Annotated in this window: 15 protein-coding genes; 5 read left to right on the plus strand and 10 right to left on the minus strand. The window is 65.4% G+C overall.

Annotation, left to right across the window (positions count from 1 at the left end; genetic code table 11):
* The 5 genes from ACM9HJ_RS13895 to recO all read right to left on the minus strand — a co-directional run bounded on the left by ACM9HJ_RS13895 (nt 1) and on the right by recO (nt 4992).
* Nucleotides 1–1239, minus strand: coding sequence for a hypothetical protein (locus ACM9HJ_RS13895; RefSeq protein ID WP_416572334.1), 1239 nt, complete (start codon nt 1237–1239; stop codon nt 1–3).
* A gap of 119 nt (nt 1240–1358) precedes the next feature.
* Nucleotides 1359–3623, minus strand: a complete 2265-nt coding sequence (gene parC, locus ACM9HJ_RS13900) for a DNA topoisomerase IV subunit A (RefSeq protein ID WP_416572335.1) — start codon at nt 3621–3623, stop codon at nt 1359–1361.
* A gap of 72 nt (nt 3624–3695) precedes the next feature.
* On the minus strand, nt 3696–3986 hold the full coding sequence (locus ACM9HJ_RS13905; RefSeq protein ID WP_416572336.1) for a type II toxin-antitoxin system RelE/ParE family toxin: 291 nt from the start codon (nt 3984–3986) through the stop codon (nt 3696–3698).
* A complete protein-coding gene (locus ACM9HJ_RS13910; protein WP_416572337.1) occupies nt 3983–4171 on the minus strand; it encodes a hypothetical protein in 189 nt (62 codons plus the stop codon). The genes ACM9HJ_RS13905 and ACM9HJ_RS13910 overlap by 4 nt, the downstream gene beginning before the upstream one ends.
* A 56-nt stretch (nt 4172–4227) precedes the next feature.
* Entirely contained in the window at nt 4228–4992 is a 765-nt protein-coding gene (recO, locus tag ACM9HJ_RS13915; protein ID WP_416572338.1) for a DNA repair protein RecO, read from the minus strand.
* A gap of 110 nt (nt 4993–5102) precedes the next feature.
* Between recO and ACM9HJ_RS13920 the strand changes: the two genes are divergently transcribed.
* Nucleotides 5103–7592, plus strand: a complete 2490-nt coding sequence (locus tag ACM9HJ_RS13920; protein WP_416572339.1) for an EAL and GGDEF domain-containing protein — start codon at nt 5103–5105, stop codon at nt 7590–7592.
* 3 nt (nt 7593–7595) lie between these two features.
* Here the strand turns inward: ACM9HJ_RS13920 and bluB are convergent, their stop codons facing one another.
* The 3 genes from bluB to ACM9HJ_RS13935 are packed head-to-tail and all read right to left on the minus strand — an operon-like array spanning nt 7596 to nt 9528.
* Nucleotides 7596–8243 carry a 5,6-dimethylbenzimidazole synthase gene (gene bluB / locus ACM9HJ_RS13925; protein ID WP_416572340.1) on the minus strand — a complete coding sequence of 216 codons (648 nt, stop codon included), beginning with the start codon at nt 8241–8243 and terminating at the stop codon, nt 7596–7598.
* Nucleotides 8240–9091, minus strand: coding sequence for an alpha/beta hydrolase (locus ACM9HJ_RS13930; protein ID WP_416572341.1), 852 nt, complete (start codon nt 9089–9091; stop codon nt 8240–8242). Before ACM9HJ_RS13930 ends, bluB begins: the two co-directional genes overlap by 4 nt.
* Nucleotides 9088–9528, minus strand: coding sequence for an HIT domain-containing protein (locus ACM9HJ_RS13935; RefSeq protein ID WP_416572342.1), 441 nt, complete (start codon nt 9526–9528; stop codon nt 9088–9090). The genes ACM9HJ_RS13930 and ACM9HJ_RS13935 overlap by 4 nt, the downstream gene beginning before the upstream one ends.
* Nucleotides 9529–9730: 202 nt before the next feature.
* Between ACM9HJ_RS13935 and ACM9HJ_RS13940 the strand changes: the two genes are divergently transcribed.
* From ACM9HJ_RS13940 to ACM9HJ_RS13955, 4 genes are all read left to right on the plus strand, one after another.
* Nucleotides 9731–12322: a glycosyltransferase gene (locus tag ACM9HJ_RS13940; protein ID WP_416572343.1), complete on the plus strand. Its 2592-nt coding sequence runs from the start codon at nt 9731–9733 to the stop codon at nt 12320–12322.
* A 51-nt stretch (nt 12323–12373) separates the two neighbouring features.
* Entirely contained in the window at nt 12374–13273 is a 900-nt protein-coding gene (locus tag ACM9HJ_RS13945; RefSeq protein ID WP_416572344.1) for a helix-turn-helix domain-containing protein, read from the plus strand.
* A 101-nt stretch (nt 13274–13374) separates the two neighbouring features.
* A complete protein-coding gene (locus ACM9HJ_RS13950; protein WP_416572345.1) occupies nt 13375–14415 on the plus strand; it encodes an aldo/keto reductase in 1041 nt (346 codons plus the stop codon).
* A gap of 17 nt (nt 14416–14432) precedes the next feature.
* Complete coding sequence (locus ACM9HJ_RS13955) at nt 14433–15290, plus strand: NAD(P)H-binding protein (RefSeq protein ID WP_416572346.1); 858 nt, start codon at nt 14433–14435, stop codon at nt 15288–15290.
* Nucleotides 15291–15296: 6 nt separating this feature from the next.
* On the opposite strand, the gene lepB (ACM9HJ_RS13960) is transcribed toward ACM9HJ_RS13955, so the two are convergent.
* On the minus strand, nt 15297–16061 hold the full coding sequence (gene lepB, locus ACM9HJ_RS13960; RefSeq protein WP_416572347.1) for a signal peptidase I: 765 nt from the start codon (nt 16059–16061) through the stop codon (nt 15297–15299).
* A gap of 4 nt (nt 16062–16065) precedes the next feature.
* Nucleotides 16066–16797, minus strand: coding sequence for a signal peptidase I (gene lepB / locus ACM9HJ_RS13965; protein ID WP_416572348.1), 732 nt, complete (start codon nt 16795–16797; stop codon nt 16066–16068).
* Between the last annotated feature and the right edge of the window lie 68 nt (nt 16798–16865).

The following is a 16865-nucleotide window of genomic DNA, read 5'->3' on the forward strand; positions in this document are numbered from 1 at the left end:
TCAGCGCGGGTTCAAGGTCCGTTCGATATTCAGCCCTACGGTCAGGCCGCCGATGACCTGTCCCGGCTGGTCCCCGGCAATGGTCAGGCTTACCTGGACGCTGAACTGGTTGGTCGATTGGTCGAAGTCGATATTGTCGATGAAGACCGCGTCCGGCCCCTGCGGCACCGTCATGGAATATTTCGCTTCATCCGCCTGCCACAGATCGGATGGCATGGGATCGGCGGCAAGCGTCATGCCCACATTGTCGAACAGCAATATCTCCGACACCACCCCGCCCGATGCGGCGCGCAGGCGGGACAGCAGGGCCGTCAGCGGATGGTCGTGCAATGTAAGGGCTGCCGGATAGGCCTGTTCCGTGCGATGGGCCTGGAAATCCTGATCCGCCGCCATGATCTGCTGCACCGGCACGGCACCGTTGGCGCGGCTGGCGGCAAGCAGGGCCGGGATCAGGCCGTACTCGCGCGACAATTGCTCCTTCACGCCCTGCGCGACCGCAAGGGCCACGCGGCGTTCGGTGGGAGAGAGCGCCATATTGGCAGCAGCACAATGCGGTACCTCCGCATCGAACCGCTCCAGAAACCCGGGATTGGCCTTCAGGAAGCCGCCGGCGAAATAGACGCCCAACGGCATGTAGCGGTGGAAGGACACGGACAGGGCAGCAGCATCGATATCGCCCGCCTGGCGCGCATAATGCAGTTCCGCCTCTCCCATCAGCACCGTACCCACCCGGCCGCCCAGTAGCATCCGCAGCAGCTGGTCCGCTGATCGTGCCGCACCGTCGACCGCTGCACCTTGGCTTTCCAGCCATTTCAGCTGGTTGGAACCGATGATGGCGGCGATGGAACCTCCCCCCTGCCAGGAGGATGGCATCGGTCCCGTCCGCGCCGGCCGGACCCAGACCCAGCGTTCCAGGGCCAATGGCATGGACAGGCGCCCATCACCATCCGCGTCCCGGTCCGGTGCAACGGCGAACAGGCCCTGTGCTGCCCCCTGCCGCACCTGCTCCCGCGCGCGCAGCCAGGGGGCCAGCCCCACCTCGTAGCGCTGGTCCAGACGCTTCATGATGCAGGTGAGGGCACGCATGGAGGTCCCGTCCAACTCCCCCGCCACCATCTCCTGATAGGGAGGGGCGAGGTTGGTCAGAAACCGCAAGGTTTCGGCGGCCTGCGCCTGCCCGGGAGCGATGGCCAACAAGGCCACCGTCAGCAGACGCCCCGCCAGGATGGCAAGACGCATGATCTTCTCCCCGCTCACCGGTCTATGCCGGCTGTTAGGGGAAGTGTATGCGCGGGGGCGGCCTGTGAATATCTATCCTGAAGGCGCGGACGGGAAGCCGCCGCCGCGCCCTGGGGCCTTCAATCCGTGAACTTGTTGTTCCGGGGAAAGCCGGTGGGCGGCATCTTGCCCTGGGTACCGCGGAAGGCCACCCAGCCGGCCAGTTCCGGCATGGCGACCGTACGGATGCGCCCCTCGGCCCCGCCCAGCTTCCAGGACAGGCCGTCGGCCAGGTTGAAGCTCTTCACATCGGCCAGGCTGGCATCCTTGTATTTTTGCAGTGCCACGCCCTTGCCACGGGCCAGCAGCGGTAGTTCCTCCAGCTTGAACACCAGCAGCTTGCGGTTATTGCCGATCACCGCCACCGCATCGCCCTCCACCGGGATCACCAGCGACGCCACCCCGCCATCCGACGGGTTCAGGATCTGCTTGCCGGCACGGGTCTGGGCCAGCACCTCGTCCGCCTCCACCTGGAAGCCACGGCCATCGCTGCTGGCCACGATCAGCTTCTGACCCGGCATATGCGCGAACAGGGCCACGATCTCGGCGTCGCCGAAATCGGCCATCAGGCGCACCGGTTCCCCAAAGCCACGCCCGCGCGGCAGCTTGTCGGCACCCAGCGTGTAGAATTTGCCGTTGGACGCGAAGACCAGCAGCTTGTCGGTGGTCTGCACCCGCAGGACGAAGCCTTCCTGATCACCATCCTTGTATTTGGCGTCGGCGATCTCCGCCGGGGTCAGGTGGCGCGACACAGCCCTGATCCAGCCCTTCTCCGACAGAAAGACGGTCAGCGGCTCACGCTCGATCATCGCCTCGACCGGCACCACGATATCGGCGGGCGCCTCGCCCACCTCCGTCCGACGCTCACCCAGGGCGGTAGAGCGGCCGAACTTCTTGTCCATCTGCTGCACGTCGGCGCGGATGGCCTTCCAGCGCTTGCCCTCATCCTCCAGCAGGTCGGTCAGCTTGGTCTTTTCCGCGACCAGCGCGTCATGCTCCTTCTTGATCTCGAACTCTTCGAGACGGCGCAAGCTGCGCAGGCGCATGTTGAGGATGGCCTCGGCCTGGACATCCGACAGGGAGAAGGTGCGCATCAGCTCCTTCTTCGGCTCATCCTCCTCACGGATGATGCGGATGACCTCGTCCAGGTTCAGATAGGCGATCAGATAGCCGCCCAGCACCTCCAACCGATGCTCGATCTCCGCCAGCCGGAAGCGGGAGCGGCGGATCAGCACGTCCTGGCGGTGGGCCAGGAAGGCGTTCAGCACCTCGTGCAGGTTCATGACGCGCGGCAGGGTGCCGCCATCCAGCACGTTCATGTTCAGGCTGAAACGGATCTCCAGGTCCGTGTTGCGGAACAGCTGTTCCATCAGCACGGCCGGGTCGACATTGCGGCTCTTGGGGATCAGGATCAGGCGGATGTCTTCGGCCGACTCGTCGCGCACATCCTCCAGCAGCGGCAGCTTCCGCTCGGTCAGCAGCTCGGCGATCTTTTCCACCAAGCGCGATTTCTGCACCTGATAGGGAACCTCGGTGACGACGACCTGCCAGGTGCCCTGGCCCAGCGCCTCCTTGGTCCAGCGGGCGCGCAGGCGGAAGGCGCCACGGCCGGTACGGTAGGCCTCGATGATGTTGGCACGGGCCTCCACCAGCACGCCGCCGGTGGGGAAGTCGGGCCCGCGCACCCAGCTGACCAGCTCATCCACCGTCACCGGGCGGCGGCGTTCCGGGGCGGGCAGCAATTCACGCTCAATGATCAGGTTCAGCGCACCGCAGATCTCCCCCACATTGTGGGGCGGGATACTGGTGGCCATGCCCACCGCGATACCGGCCGACCCGTTGGCCAGCAGGTTGGGGAAAGCGGCGGGCAGCACGATCGGCTCATTCCCGTCACCATCATAGGTGGGGCGGAAATCGGTCGCGTCCTCATCCAGGCCCTGCATCAGGGCCTTGGCGACCTCCGTCAGCTTGGCCTCGGTATATCGCATGGCGGCGGCGTTATCGCCGTCGATATTGCCGAAATTGCCCTGCCCTTCGACCAGCGGATAGCGGCTGGCGAAATCCTGCGCCAGACGGACCAGCGCGTCATAGACGGACTGGTCGCCATGGGGATGGAACTTGCCGATGACGTCGCCGACCACACGCGCCGACTTCTTCGGCATGGTGTTGGGGTCCAGCTTCAGCTGGCTCATCGCGAACAGGATGCGCCGATGCACCGGCTTCAACCCGTCGCGCACATCGGGCAGCGAACGGGAGACGATGGTGGAGAGCGCATAGGACAGGTACCGTTCGCCCAGGGCTTCGGCGAGGCGCTTGTCCAGGATTTCATAGGCGGCGTCGGTCATGCCTTATCCATACCAGATGTGGTAGGGGCATGGGTACTGGCTTCTATACTGGGCTTTGGGGATACGCAGGTCCTACAGCTGGCGGCCGGCATAGAGCAGGCGTTCGATGATGACCTGATCGCCAACGATACGAAAATAGATCGAAACCCGTCGTTCAAAGCCGACGACCCGCTGGTCGGGTGCAATGCCGGGATGGAGGTGCCCCCGATAGGGAAAGAGGCACAGACCCCGGCAATAGGTTTCCAGATGCGTAATATACCGGTCGGCAACGGCTTCACCCCGGTCCTCCGCGATACGGATAGCCAAATCGGCCAGATCAACCAGAGACTCGTCGGAGAAACTTACCAGATACCTTGCCGTCATTGGGACCGGGCGCGCAACATCGCTCGCACCCGTCTAAACGCTTCATCCATTGGGACCAGTGAAGACGGATCACGCTCATACCGATCGCGGACGGGCAATATCTGCGCGCGCAGCCATGCGGGATCGGCATCGGCGAAGGGGCCGGGATCGTCCTCATCCATATCCGTGGCCGGCTTGCCGTCCATGGCGCATCGCCTCACAAGGGTTGATCACTAGAATATAACATCGCGCGGATATGCTGTCATCCCACGTCGGCCAGCAGGCCATGGGTGCGACCGTAACGTTCCACAAACCGGGCACGGGCCGCCGGCACCTCGGCATGGCGCTGGGCAAAGGCGCTGCGGTCCAGGAAATGGCCGGTCAGCGTCAGGCCCCGCATCACCTCCGCCGGGCCGCCGTCCGACAGGCCCAGCAAAAAGGGCGGCAGGGGCAGCAGCTTGTCCTTGTAGGGTTCGGCGGCGGAGATGGACACCGCGCGGCCGGTGCGCGGGCTGACATGGGACAGGCCGTCATTGCCGGTGAACAGGTCCTGGGCGCTGCGCCCGCTGACCGCACAGCGCGACAGGTCGAGGCCGAACCCCACCTCTTCCAGCAGCCCGACCTCCCAGCGCACATAAATCTCCGCCCAGACCTCCGTCGACAGGGCCTCGAACAAGGCGAGCGTGGCGTCGAACAGGCCGGGATGCGGCTCCCGGTCGGCCAGCAAGCCATCCAGCAGCGCACAGGCCGATGCCAGGCAGGCGAGTCGCAGCGGATCGTCCAGCAAGGGCGCCGCATAGGCACGTTCCAGTTCCAGCGACCAGGTGCCAAGCTGGTCCGCCAGCCGCGCCCGCCACCCGGCGGCCAGCAGATTTCCCGGCTCCAGCAAAGCCCGGTGTCGCGCCGACTGCGCGCCATGCAACAGGCCCGCATGCCGTCCATGGTCACGGGTCAGCACCAGCGCCAATGCCGCTGTTTCCCCATACGGGCGTGCGGATAACAGAATCGCTTGGTCGTTCCAGTCCATGGAACCAAGTCTAGTATAAATAACGCCCGGCCGCGAAGGGGCATGGCCCCCTTCGTCGAAAGTGGTATAGAGTTTCCACAACGCACCTTTCCATTGCCGACCGGCCCGCCTTGCCCCAGACAACGTCCGACGAACAATTGGCCCAGCGCTATCTGCTGGCGGGACTTTCCAGCGGCGAAGCCGTCTGGGACTGGGACCTGACCGTCGATGCCATGTTCCTGTCGCCGGGGTTCCGCGAGCATTTGGGTCTGCCCCCGGTTGAGACCGGCACCAGCCCCCGCGACTGGTTCGACCGGGTGCATCACGACGACCTGCCCTGGCTGGAAGCCACCCTGCGTCCCCGCAATGACGAGGGTGGCCGGCGTTTCGTGATCGAACACCGGGTGCGTAACGGCCGGGATGACTGGACCTGGCTGGCCGTGCGCGGGGCCGCCATCGCCGGGACCGATGGCACCGTTACCCGCCTGATCGGCACCGCCGCCGACATCACCGAACGCAAGCAGGCCGAAGAGAAGCTGCGCATCAGCGAGGAGCGGCTGGCGCTGGCGGCGGCGGCCACCAATGACGGGCTTTACGATTGGGACCTGCGCACCGACCGTATCTATTACGCGCCGCGCTGGTGGGCGCTGATCGGGCTGACACCTGAGGAGGAGGCGGACGGGCCTGACGAGTGGCTGAACCGCGTGCATCCGGAAGACCTGATCTGGCTGCAGGCCACACTGGATGCACAGATGTCGGCCGGTGGCAAGCCGTTCCAGATCGAATACCGTATCCAGCATGGCCTGTCTGGCTGGCGCTGGATGCTGTGCCGGGGCATCGCGGTCATGGATGCCGAGGGGGAGCCGGTGCGCTTGGTCGGATCGCAATCCGACATCACCGACCGCAAGGTGGCCGAGGAACAGCTGCGGATCAGCGAGGAACGCTACGCATTGGCCGCCCAGGGGGCCAATGACGGTCTGTGGGATTGGCGCATCCAGGAAGGCGAGGTCTATTACTCGCCGCGCTGGTCGGACATGCTGGGCCTGCCCGGTGGCGAATGGGTCGGCACCATGGAGGATTGGTTCGCCCTGGTCCATGCCAGCGACCTGCCCGGCCTGCGCGCGGCGTTCGAACTGCACCTGTCCGGCCGGCTGGATCATCTGGAGCATGAGGTCCGTACCCGCCATGACAGCGGGGCGGAACTGTGGGTGCTGATCCGCGGCGTGGCCATCCGCGACGCGCTGGGTGACGCCATCCGCATGGCCGGATCGATGACCGACATCACTGCCCGCAAGCGCGCCGAGCAGCAGATCCTGTTCGATGCGTTCCATGACGGTCTGACCGGCCTGCCCAACCGGTCGCTGCTGATGGATCGTATCGGCCAGACCATCGACCGCCGCCGCCGGCCCGACGATCCGCCCTGTGCCGTCATCCTGTTCGACCTGGACCATTTCAAGACCGTCAATGACAGCCTGGGTCCCAATGCCGGGGACGAGGTGCTGCGCATCCTGGCGAAAAGGCTGGAGAACCAGCGCCGGGCCGGCGACACCATTGCCCGCCTCTCCGCCGATGAGTTCGGTGTACTGATGGACGGGGTCGTGGATGTGAAGGCGGCCATGACGGCGGCCCAGCGTCTGGCCACCATCATGGCCGAGCCCATCCATCTGCCGGGCCTGCCGCAGGAACTGGTGCTGACCGTGTCGGGCGGCATCGCCATGTCGCATACGGGTTATGGCCAAGCGGCCGACATGCTGCGCGATGCCAGCCTGGCCATGTTCCGCGCCAAGGGGGCGGGCCGCAACCGGGTGGAAGTGTTCGACGACGCCTTGCGCGCCCGCGCCATGTCGCGCCTGCGGACGGAGGCCGACCTGCGTCTGGCCGCCGACCGCCACCAGCTGACCCTGTTCTATCAGCCCATCGTGCGCCTGTCGGACCAGACCATCGCCGGCTTCGAGGCGCTGATCCGCTGGCTGCATCCCGAACGCGGCATGATCTCGCCCGCCGATTTCGTGCCGCTGGCCGAGGATACGGGCCTGATCCTGCAGATCGGCCGCTGGGCCATGCAGGAGGCGGCGGAACAGTTGGCCCGCTGGCAGAAGACCCATGACAGTGGGTTGTTCATGAGCGTCAACGTGTCGGGCCGGCAGATGCTGGACGACGACATGGTGGATTGCGTGCGCCATGTGCTGGACGACACGGGCGTGCGGCCGGACACGCTGAAGCTGGAAATCACCGAAAGCCTGCTAATGGACGATCCCGGCCGGGCGGTTTCGATGATGCAGCAGATCCGGAGCCTGGGCGTCCACCTGTCGCTGGACGATTTCGGCACCGGTTACTCATCGCTGTCCTACCTGCACCGCTATCCCGTCAATTCGCTGAAGATCGACCGCGCTTTCGTCAGCGGGTCGGGCAATGGCGACCGGCGGGAGGAAATCCCCCGCATCATCCTGCTGCTGGCCAAGAGCCTGGATCTGGATGTGGTGGCGGAAGGGATCGAGAACCCGTCGGAGGTCATCTTCCTGCGCGGGCTGGAATGCCGCTATGGCCAGGGTTACTACTTCTCCCGCCCCGTGCCGGCCGACGCGGCGGAGAAGCTGCTGGGATTGCCGATGCTGCCCTGATCGCTACCGCAGCAGCCGCGTCCCTGCCGGCGGCTGGCGTTGTTCCCAGCCTTCACGCTGCAATTCCGGGGTCTCGGCATCCTCCCTTGGAAAGCCCAGGCACAGATAGCCGATGAAATGCCACGCGGCCGGCACGTCCAGAGCCCTGTTCACAGCATCGGGGGCCAGGATGGAAACCCAGCCCAAGCCAACCCCATGGGCACGCGCCACCAGCCACAGCGTGTGGATGGCCATGGCAACCGAATAATCCAGCGTCTCCGGCATGGTCCGCCGGCCCAGGCCGCCGCCCTGCACGGGATCGGGTTCGGCAAAGACGGCCAGATGTACCGGCGCCTCCACCAGCCCTGCCAGCTTCAGCCTCACGTAATTCTCCCCACGTCCGGCCGCCACCTGTTCGGCCAGGGCCGTCGCATTGGCCGTTTTGAAATTGTCGATGATGGCGGTGCGGCGGGCCGCATCCTCCACCACCACCCAGCGCCAGGGTTCCGAGAGGCCGACGCTGGGGGCCAGCGCCGCCTCGTCCAGCAATTGGTCCAGCAAGCCCGGCGGCAACGGGTCGGGCCGGAAATGCCGCACGTCGCGCCGCCAGCGCAGCAGGGCGTGCAGCTTTTCCCGGAAATGCGCGTCGAAGGCCGGACCTGTCATGGTCATTTGATCGGATTCGGGCCGGGGAAGGCCGCGCGCAGGGCCGGCAGGGCTGCCGGGTGATAGACCGAATGGTGTCGCTCATCGGGCAGGTCCTGGAAATCCCAGGTCAGGCCGGCCGGCGGATTGGCCTTCAAAGCCGCCATCACCCGGTCCAAACCTGCGCGCATGCCCCCGCCTTCGTTACCGATGGCCAGATGCAGGCTGCGCGGGCCGGGCTTTTGCGCCTTCAACAGGGCGGCAGCCTGATGGGACAGGGCCTCCTTGTTCCACCACAGGCTGGGGCTGATGGCGATGTAATGGCTGAACAGATCGGGCTGGCGTAGGAAGGTTTCCAGAATGAACAGACCGGCCAGCGATTCCCCGATGATGCCCGTTTCCGCCGCCGCACGGAAATTCTTGGCGATATAGGGCTCCAGTTCCTCGGCCAGGAACCGGCGGAAATTATCGGCCCCGCCCTGGGTCGGCACTTCCTTGATGTCCAACGGATCCTGGGAGGGGGAGGTCAGGTCGCGTTTGCGGTCCGTGCCTTCGATGCCGACCAGGATCACCTCCTTGGTCACCCCGTTCAATTCACCCAGTTGCACCAGCCCGGCGATGTGGAACCAGTCCTCCCGTGTGCCGCCATCGATCAGGTACAGCACGGGATAGGTGCGGTCGCCCCCGGCATAGGACGCGGGCAGCAGCACATTGATCCGCCGCCTTTCCTTCAGCAGCTTCGATTCCAGCATATAGCTGGTGCCGAACTGGATGGGCTCGCTCGCCCCCAGGCCGGGGACATCGCTGGCGGTGGCGCAGAGCGGGGTGAGCAGGCAGGCGGCGGCCAGCAGGGCCGTTTTCACAAGGTTCCTCATCGCGTTTCCCGGATTGCCGTTATTTCATTATTCAGTAGGTCCCGAAGCTGATCCGCCAGGGATGCCAGTTCATCGCCGCCATAGGCGGCGGACAGGCCTCGGCCCCAGACGGGGCCGGGCCAGGCCGGATCATCGCGCCGACGGGCGATGACATGCATGTGGAGCTGGGACACGACATTGCCCAGGGCCCCGATATTGATCTTGTCGGGCTGGAACAGGCTCTCTAGCACGCGGGCCGCGGCCGAGGTTTCCCGTGTCAACAGCACCTGGTCGGCGGCCGTCAGGCGATGGATTTCCACCGCGCCCGCCCGGCGTGGCACCAGGATCAGCCAGGGGAACAGCCGATTGCGCATCAGCAGCACCCGGCAGAGCGGCCAGTCGCACAGCGCCACCGTATCCGTGGCCAGCCGCGCATCGAGATCGAAACCCGTCTCCATGGCCCTCTCCCCTCACCTGTTCAGCACCCGATCTATACCAAACATGGCCGCCTGCGCTATGGTCGGACCCGGCAGTGAATGATCGACGTTGCGCTTTTCATAAAAATAACAGAAACGGCTGCCACAAGTTTGGGCCTGTCGCCATTCCTGGCGGCGGGTGGGTTCCGGGGGCATGACGGGAACGATGGGCAAGATCTTGAAAATGCGGGCTTCGGCCTGGCTGGTGCTGGTGCTGCTGGTCCTGGGCAATATCGGGGCCTGGGCATTGTCGAACCGGCCGACCACACCGGAAAAGCTGTGGTCCGGCACCATCTCCGGCGTCGCCTTCAGCCCGTACCAGGAAAACCAGAACCCGCAGGATGGCCGCCACCCGAGCCGCGCCGATATCGAGCGCGATATGGGCGTCGTGGCCCCTTACGTCCGCTCCATCCGTACCTATACGGCCACCGACGGGCTGGAGGTGACGCCGGAGATCGCCGCCAAGTACGATCTGGACGTCACCGCCGGCGCCTGGATTTCCGGCGACCTGGGCAAGAACGAACAGGAGATCAATTCCCTGGTCCGCCTGACCCGCGCCAACAAGAACGTCACCCGCGTCATGGTCGGCAACGAGGTGATGTATCGCGGCGACCTGGAGGTCGACGCCCTGATCGACTATATCCAGCGCGTCAAGCGGCAGATGGACGTCCCCGTCTCCACCGCCGAACCACCCTATGTCTGGATCAAGTATCCGGAACTGGCGGCGTCCGTCGATTACATCACCATCCACCTGCTGCCCTATTGGGAGAAGGTGACCATCGAGCAGGCGATGGACCAGGTGCGCCGCGGCTATGACGAGGTGCGCGCCAAATATCCGGACAAGCACATCCTGATCGGCGAGGCCGGCTGGCCGTCCGACGGCCCCTATCGCGGCGGCGCCCAGGCCAGCCTGGTCAATCAGGCGCAGTTCATCCGCAACTTCCTGAACCTGGCCGGTGAAAACCGCTGGGACTATTACATCATGGAAGGGTTCGACCAGCCCTGGAAGCGGGAGATCGGCGGCGAGGCGGAGGCCAACTGGGGCATCTGGGACACCCATCGCCAGATGAAATTCCCCATGGAAGGCGGGGTGTTCGAGGTGCCGGGCTGGCCCGTGCTTTGCGCCATCGCCACCCTGCTGGCCTTCATCCCCATGTTCTGGTTCGTGCTGAGCCGTGACGACCTGAAGCCCGCCGGACAGCTGTTCTACGGCGCGCTGATCCAGGCCATCGCGTCCGGACTTGTCTGGACAGCAACGGAGGCGATGACCACGGGCATGAACACCATGTCCTTCGTGGCCTTCCTGGTGCTGATCGGCGCGCAGATATTGCTGCTGATCGTGGTGCTGATCGATGGGCTGGAACTGACCGAAGTGGTGTGGACCGACCGCTGGAAGCGGAAGTTCAACCCGGTCAAGACCAACACCAGCGGCTATTACCCCAAGGTTTCCATCCATGTGCCCTGCTACAACGAGCCGGCGCATATGGTGATCGAGACGCTGAACGCGCTGGCGAAGATGGACTATCCCAACTTCGAAGTGCTGGTCATCGACAACAACACCAAGGATGAGGAGGTGTGGAAGCCGCTGGAGGCGCATTGCGCCAAGCTGGGTCCGCATTTCCGCTTCTTCCATCTGGCCAAATGGCCGGGATACAAGGCCGGTGCCTTGAATTTCGGTCTGGCCGTGACGGCACCGGATGCCGAGGTGGTGGGCGTCATCGACAGCGACTATCAGGTCACGCCGGACTGGCTGTCCTCCACCATCCCCTATTTCGAAAGCCCGAAGGTCGCCTTCGTCCAGAGCCCGCAGGATTATCGCGACTGGCACATCCATCCGTTCCACCGGATGATCAACTGGGAGTACCAGGGCTTCTTCCATATCGGCATGGTGCAGCGCAATGAACGCAATGCCATCATTCAGCACGGCACCATGACCCTGATCCGCACCTCCATCCTGAAGCAGGTCGGTTGGTGGGCTGAATGGTGCATATGTGAAGATGCGGAGTTGGGCCTGCGCCTGTTCGAGGAGGGACTGGAGTCGGTTTACATGCCCGACAGCTTCGGCAAGGGCTTGGTCCCCGACAGTTTCGCCGGCTACAAGACGCAGCGTTTCCGCTGGGCCTATGGCGCGGTGCAGATCATCAAGCGGCATTGGCGGGAATTCCTGCCGTCGGGCAAGACCCTGACCTTCGGGCAGAAATACCATTTCGTCACCGGCTGGCTGCCCTGGTTCGCCGATGCCGCGCACATGCTGTTCGTGGTGGGCGGCGTGTTCTGGTCGCTGGGCCTGCTGCTGGCGCCGCGTTATTTCGAATTCCCACCGACGGTATTCATCATGCCGACCCTGGGCGTGTTCTTCTTCAAGGTTGCCTGTGGCCTGTGGCTCTATGCGGCACGGGTGAAGTGCGGCTTCCTGGACAAGGTGAACGCGGCGGTGGCCGGCATGGCGCTGACCCACACCGTGGGCCGCGCGGTGTGGACCGGCCTTTTCACAGAGGGCCGCCCCTTCGTGCGCACGCCCAAATGCGAGGACCAGCCGGCGCTGATCCAGGGCTTCATGCATGCCAAGGAAGAGGTGATGCTGATGCTGGCCCTCTGGACCACGGCCTTTGCCGTTGGCTGGCGCGAGGGCGGCGACAATCGCGACGCCTATATCTGGTCGGCGATGCTGGTGGTGCAGTCCCTGCCCTATATCGCCGCCTTGGCCGTGGCCACCATCAACGGCCTGCCAATGCCCAGGCAGGAAGGGCCGGAAGCGGCCCCGGCGGCGGAGTGAGGCCGCGTTAACCAACTTATCCGGTCGGATGCGGCATGGTAGAATACCTCCATGCTGCGCCCAGACTTCCTTCCCGCCGAACGGCTTGACGAACGCCGGACGATGCAGTCCCGGCGGTACGAGCATCATGGCATGGCCGCCGCCTATTACCGGCGCGATGGTGGCAGCGAGGAACCACTGGGGCCGAACCCGGTGATGCCGGCCTTCCAGTTCGTCATTCCGCTGATCACGATGCCCGCCCATGGCGGCTGGATGGATGGCAGGTGGATCGAGCTGCCGGCCCATGCCGCCGGGGCACCCGGTTTCTTCGACTGGCGCCGCACTTGGTCGGCAGACCTACGTGACCCGTTCGAGGCCCTGGTGCTGGTCATCCCGCAGGCAGCCATGGACGAGTTGACCGACAGTCTGGGCGGGCGGCGCATCACCCGTTTCGACTGCCCGGCGGAGCAGGAAACCAGCTTCGACCCGCACGTCTTTGGCTTGGCCCAGGCGCTGCTGCCGCTGCTGAGCCATCCGCATGAGGCCGGCGCCCTGTTCGCCGATTACATCTTCGGGGCCTGCCGGCTGCATTTCGCCGTCACCTATGGCGGACTGCGCGTGTCGGAGGCGCGGCGGACGGGGCGGCTGGCGCCCTGGCAGGAACGCCGCGCCACGGAAATGATGCTGGCCGACCTTGGCGCCGATATCTCCGTGGAGGTGGTGGCCGCCGCCTGCGGGCTGTCGGCCCGGCATTTCGAGCGGGCTTTCGCCGTCAGCTTCGGCGCCCCGCCCCATCGCTGGCGCCTTAAACAGCGCGTGGAGCGCGCCCGCCGCATGCTGGAGGAAGGGGACGAGCCGCTGGCCCTGATCAGCGCGGTCTGCGGCTTCGCCGACCAGAGCCATTTCACCCGCGTCTTCCGCCGCTTCCATGACGTGCCACCGGCCACATATCGGCGGCAGCGGCGGATATAGAACGGCGCCCGCGTTCCAAAGATGACGCGCGGCTTCAAGACGAGGCCCACCGCCGATCCTACCTTCCATGATGACAGTCCCGATCATCATGGAAGGGTTCCATGCGTTATCGCATCTTCGGCCGGACCGGCCTGCGCGTCTCCGCGCTGGCGCTGGGAACCGGCAATTTCGGCACCGGCTGGGGCTATGGCGCCGACCGCGATCAGGCTGCCCGTATCTATGACGCCTATCGCGCCGCTGGCGGCAATCTCATCGACACGGCCAACAACTACCAGTTCGGCCAATCCGAAGGCCTGGTGGGCGAGTTCATCCGGGCCGAGCGCGACGAGATCGTGCTTGCCACGAAATTCTCGCTGGGTGCGGCGCCCGACAGCGGCCTGATGGCCACGGGCAATAGCCGCAAAACCATGGTCCGGTCGGTGGAGGACAGCCTGAAAAGGCTGGGCACCGATCATATCGACCTGCTGTGGGTGCATATGCCCGACGGGGTGACGCCCGTGGAGGAAATCATGCGCGGCCTGGACGACCTCACGCGCAGCGGCAAGATCCACCATGCCGGCCTGTCCGACTTCCCCGCCTGGCGTATCGCCACGGCGGCCACCCTGTCCGACCTGCGCGGCTGGGCGGGCGTGGCCGCCATCCAGATCGAATACAGCCTGGTGGAACGCACGGCGGAGCGCGAATTGCTGCCCATGGCCGATGCGTTCGGCTTGGGCGTCGTCGGCTGGTCGCCGCTGGGCGGCGGGCTGCTGACCGGCAAGTACCGGCGCGGGGAGAAAGGCCGGGCGGAAGGTCTGGGCGTGCTGACCCATGCGGAGAGCGATGCGCGCAAGAGAGACACCGTCGACACGCTGCTGTCCGTCGCCAATGAACTGGGTGTCACGCCGGGACAAGCGGCCATCGGCTGGGTCATGGCACGCGGCGTCACCCCCATCCTGGGCCCGCGCACGGCGGAACAGGCGGCGGACAATCTGGCCGCCGCTCAGGTCGCGCTTTCCGCAGAGCATCTGACCCGGCTGGACGGGGCCAGCGCCATCCCGATGGGCTTCCCGCACGAGATGCTGGCCGATGCCGGGGTGCGCAACCAGTTGGCGGCCGGCAAGGCCGACCTGATCGATAGGCCGGCACTGCCGGTACGATAGGAAGAGAGAGCATCATCATGGGCAAATTGCTTGTCACCGGCGCCACCGGCCATCTGGGCCGGCAGAGCATCGAATTCCTGATCACCCGCGTGCCGGCGGGGTCCGTCGCGGCGCTGGCCCGCGACCCGGCCAAGGCCGCCGATCTGACGGCGCTGGGGGTGGAGGTGCGGCAGGGCGACTACGCCGACCCCGCCTCCCTGGAACGCGCCTTCGCCGGCATCGACCGGCTGCTGATGGTGTCGACGGTGATGTTCACCGATACGATCACCCATCATCGCAACATCGTGGCCGCGGCCAAGGCGGCCGGGGTGGGGCACATCGTCTATACCGGCATCCAGCGGCGGGAAGGTTCCGGCTTTGCCATCGACATGGTGACGGAGACGGATGTGGCCACGGAGGCGGCACTTCGCCAGTCCGGCCTGGACTGGACCCTCATGCGCAACAGCCTGTATCTGGATTCGCTACCTTTGATCCTGGGACCGAAGGTGCGTGAACGCGGGCTCCGGGTGCCGGCCGGTGCGGCCGTGGCGGCATTGGGCGCACGGCGGGACTTCGCGGAGGCCAATGCCGCCGTGCTGACCAGCGGCGGGCATGCCGGGCGCATCTATTCGCTGGGCGCCGGCAATGCCCTGTCCTTTTCCGGCATGGCACGGGAACTGGGTGTGCCCTATGCGGCGGTGGACCGGGAAAGCTTCATAGCCGACCGTCTGGCCGACGGGCTGCCGCCGCCCGCCGCCGGCTTCCTGTGGCAATGGGGCGAGGCGGTGGCTCTGGGTGAATTCGCGGAAGTCACAGGCGACCTGGAAAGGCTGATCGGCCGGCGCCCCATGGATGCGGCAACGTTCCTGGCGGGGGCCTATGCGGCGGGCAGCTGACGCCCCCTATTCCACCGACCGGAACAGCCGGTCGAACCACCCGCCGCCGGGACAGGCCAGGCCTTCCTCCGCCGAACAGCCGTTGCGGGTGAAGGCCACGGTGCCGACGCGGCCCAGGACGCGTTCCAGGGGCACATAGCCGACATCGTTCAGGAAACGGCTGTCGCCGGAATTGTCACGGTTGTCACCGGCCATGAACAGGTGGCCCTCGGGCACGACATATTCCGGCGTATTGTCGGCCATGCCGCTGTCGGTCTGTTCCAGGATCAGATGCTGGCGCCCGCCGGGCAGGGTCTCGCGATATTCCACGGCCTGGACGATGGTGCCACTCTGGGCGCGATAGGTGATGTCGCGCACCTTCTCCCGCTCCACCAGCACACCGTTGATGAAGAGGCGGCCATCGGTCCAGCGCAGACGGTCGCCGGGCAGGCCGACGATGCGCTTCACAAGATCGCTCTCCTCCCCCGCCTTGCGGAACACGACGATATCGCCACGCTGGGGCAGACCGGCAGGGATGCGACCAGAGCCGATAGGCAGCGGCACGAAGGGGGTGGAGAAGCGGCTATAGCCATAGGCGTATTTGGCCGCATAGAACTGATCACCCACGGTCAGGGTCGGCAGCATGCTTTCCGAGGGCACGTAGAAGCCCTGGTAAAGGAACGTGTTCACCAGCAGATAGACGCCGCCGAAAATCCCGATGGTGCCGGCCCATTCCCGCAGCTTGGATGGGGATTTGGGCGGCACGGCGGGGGCGGCGGGCTGGCTGGTCATGGCATCAATCCGCCGCGACCCAGCGGAACAGGCGGTCGGACCAGCCGCCACCGGGGCAGACCAGCCCTTCCTCCGGGGAGCAGGACTTGCGGGCGAAAGCCACCATCGACACCCGGCCCAACACACGTTCCAGCGGGATATAGCCCACCTGGCGCAGATAGCGGCTGTCCTGGGAATTGTCACGATTGTCGCCCATCATGAACAGGTGGCCTTCCGGCACCTTGTATTCCGGGGTGTTGTCGGCAAAGCCGTCATCGCGCTGTTCGATAATCAGGTGCTTGCGGCCATTGGGCAGGGTTTCGGTATATTCGGTAACCTGCACCACCTGCCCGCCATTGTCGCGGTAGGAATAGTCGCGGTTCATTTCCCGCGGCACTTCGGTGCCGTTGATCAACAGGCGGCCATTCTGCACCTGGATCACATCACCGGGCAGGCCGATGACCCGCTTCACATAATCCTCCTCCGTCGTCGGCAGGCGGAAGACGACGATGTCGCCGCGTTCCGGCGTCACGTCGGGGAAGCGGCCGGACCCGAAGGGCAGCGGCACGAAGCTGGTGGAGAAGCGGCTGTAGCCATAGGCGTATTTGGCCGCATAGAACTGGTCCCCCACCTTCAGGGTGGGCAGCATGCTTTCCGAAGGCACATGGAATCCGGCGAACAGCAACGTGTTGATGACGAGATAGAAGCCGGCGACGAAACCGATCAGACCCGCCCATTCACGAACAACTGCGCGCAAGACCCATACTCCTGAAATTATGTCGCGGACACCATGCCCGGTGGCCCTTGGCCGGTCAATCACCACCC

The sequence above is a fragment of the Niveispirillum sp. KHB5.9 genome (genome assembly GCF_048066115.1).
Classification (GTDB): Bacteria; Pseudomonadota; Alphaproteobacteria; order Azospirillales; family Azospirillaceae; genus Niveispirillum.

Bases quoted from the DNA above. Each gene is read 5' to 3' on its own strand.
- ACM9HJ_RS13895 (WP_416572334.1), bottom strand. From the start codon at position 1,239: ATGCGTCTTGCCATCCTGGCGGGGCGTCTGCTGACGGTGGCCTTGTTG.
- parC (WP_416572335.1), bottom strand. From the start codon at position 3,623: ATGACCGACGCCGCCTATGAAATCCTGGACAAGCGCCTCGCCGAAGCC.
- ACM9HJ_RS13905 (WP_416572336.1), bottom strand. From the start codon at position 3,986: ATGACGGCAAGGTATCTGGTAAGTTTCTCCGACGAGTCTCTGGTTGAT.
- ACM9HJ_RS13910 (WP_416572337.1), bottom strand. From the start codon at position 4,171: ATGGACGGCAAGCCGGCCACGGATATGGATGAGGACGATCCCGGCCCC.
- recO (WP_416572338.1), bottom strand. From the start codon at position 4,992: ATGGACTGGAACGACCAAGCGATTCTGTTATCCGCACGCCCGTATGGG.
- bluB (WP_416572340.1), bottom strand. From the start codon at position 8,243: ATGACCATGACAGGTCCGGCCTTCGACGCGCATTTCCGGGAAAAGCTG.
- ACM9HJ_RS13930 (WP_416572341.1), bottom strand. From the start codon at position 9,091: ATGAGGAACCTTGTGAAAACGGCCCTGCTGGCCGCCGCCTGCCTGCTC.
- ACM9HJ_RS13935 (WP_416572342.1), bottom strand. From the start codon at position 9,528: ATGGAGACGGGTTTCGATCTCGATGCGCGGCTGGCCACGGATACGGTG.
- ACM9HJ_RS13940 (WP_416572343.1), top strand. From the start codon at position 9,731: ATGCGGGCTTCGGCCTGGCTGGTGCTGGTGCTGCTGGTCCTGGGCAAT.
- ACM9HJ_RS13945 (WP_416572344.1), top strand. From the start codon at position 12,374: ATGCTGCGCCCAGACTTCCTTCCCGCCGAACGGCTTGACGAACGCCGG.
- ACM9HJ_RS13950 (WP_416572345.1), top strand. From the start codon at position 13,375: ATGCGTTATCGCATCTTCGGCCGGACCGGCCTGCGCGTCTCCGCGCTG.
- ACM9HJ_RS13955 (WP_416572346.1), top strand. From the start codon at position 14,433: ATGGGCAAATTGCTTGTCACCGGCGCCACCGGCCATCTGGGCCGGCAG.
- lepB (WP_416572347.1), bottom strand. From the start codon at position 16,061: ATGACCAGCCAGCCCGCCGCCCCCGCCGTGCCGCCCAAATCCCCATCC.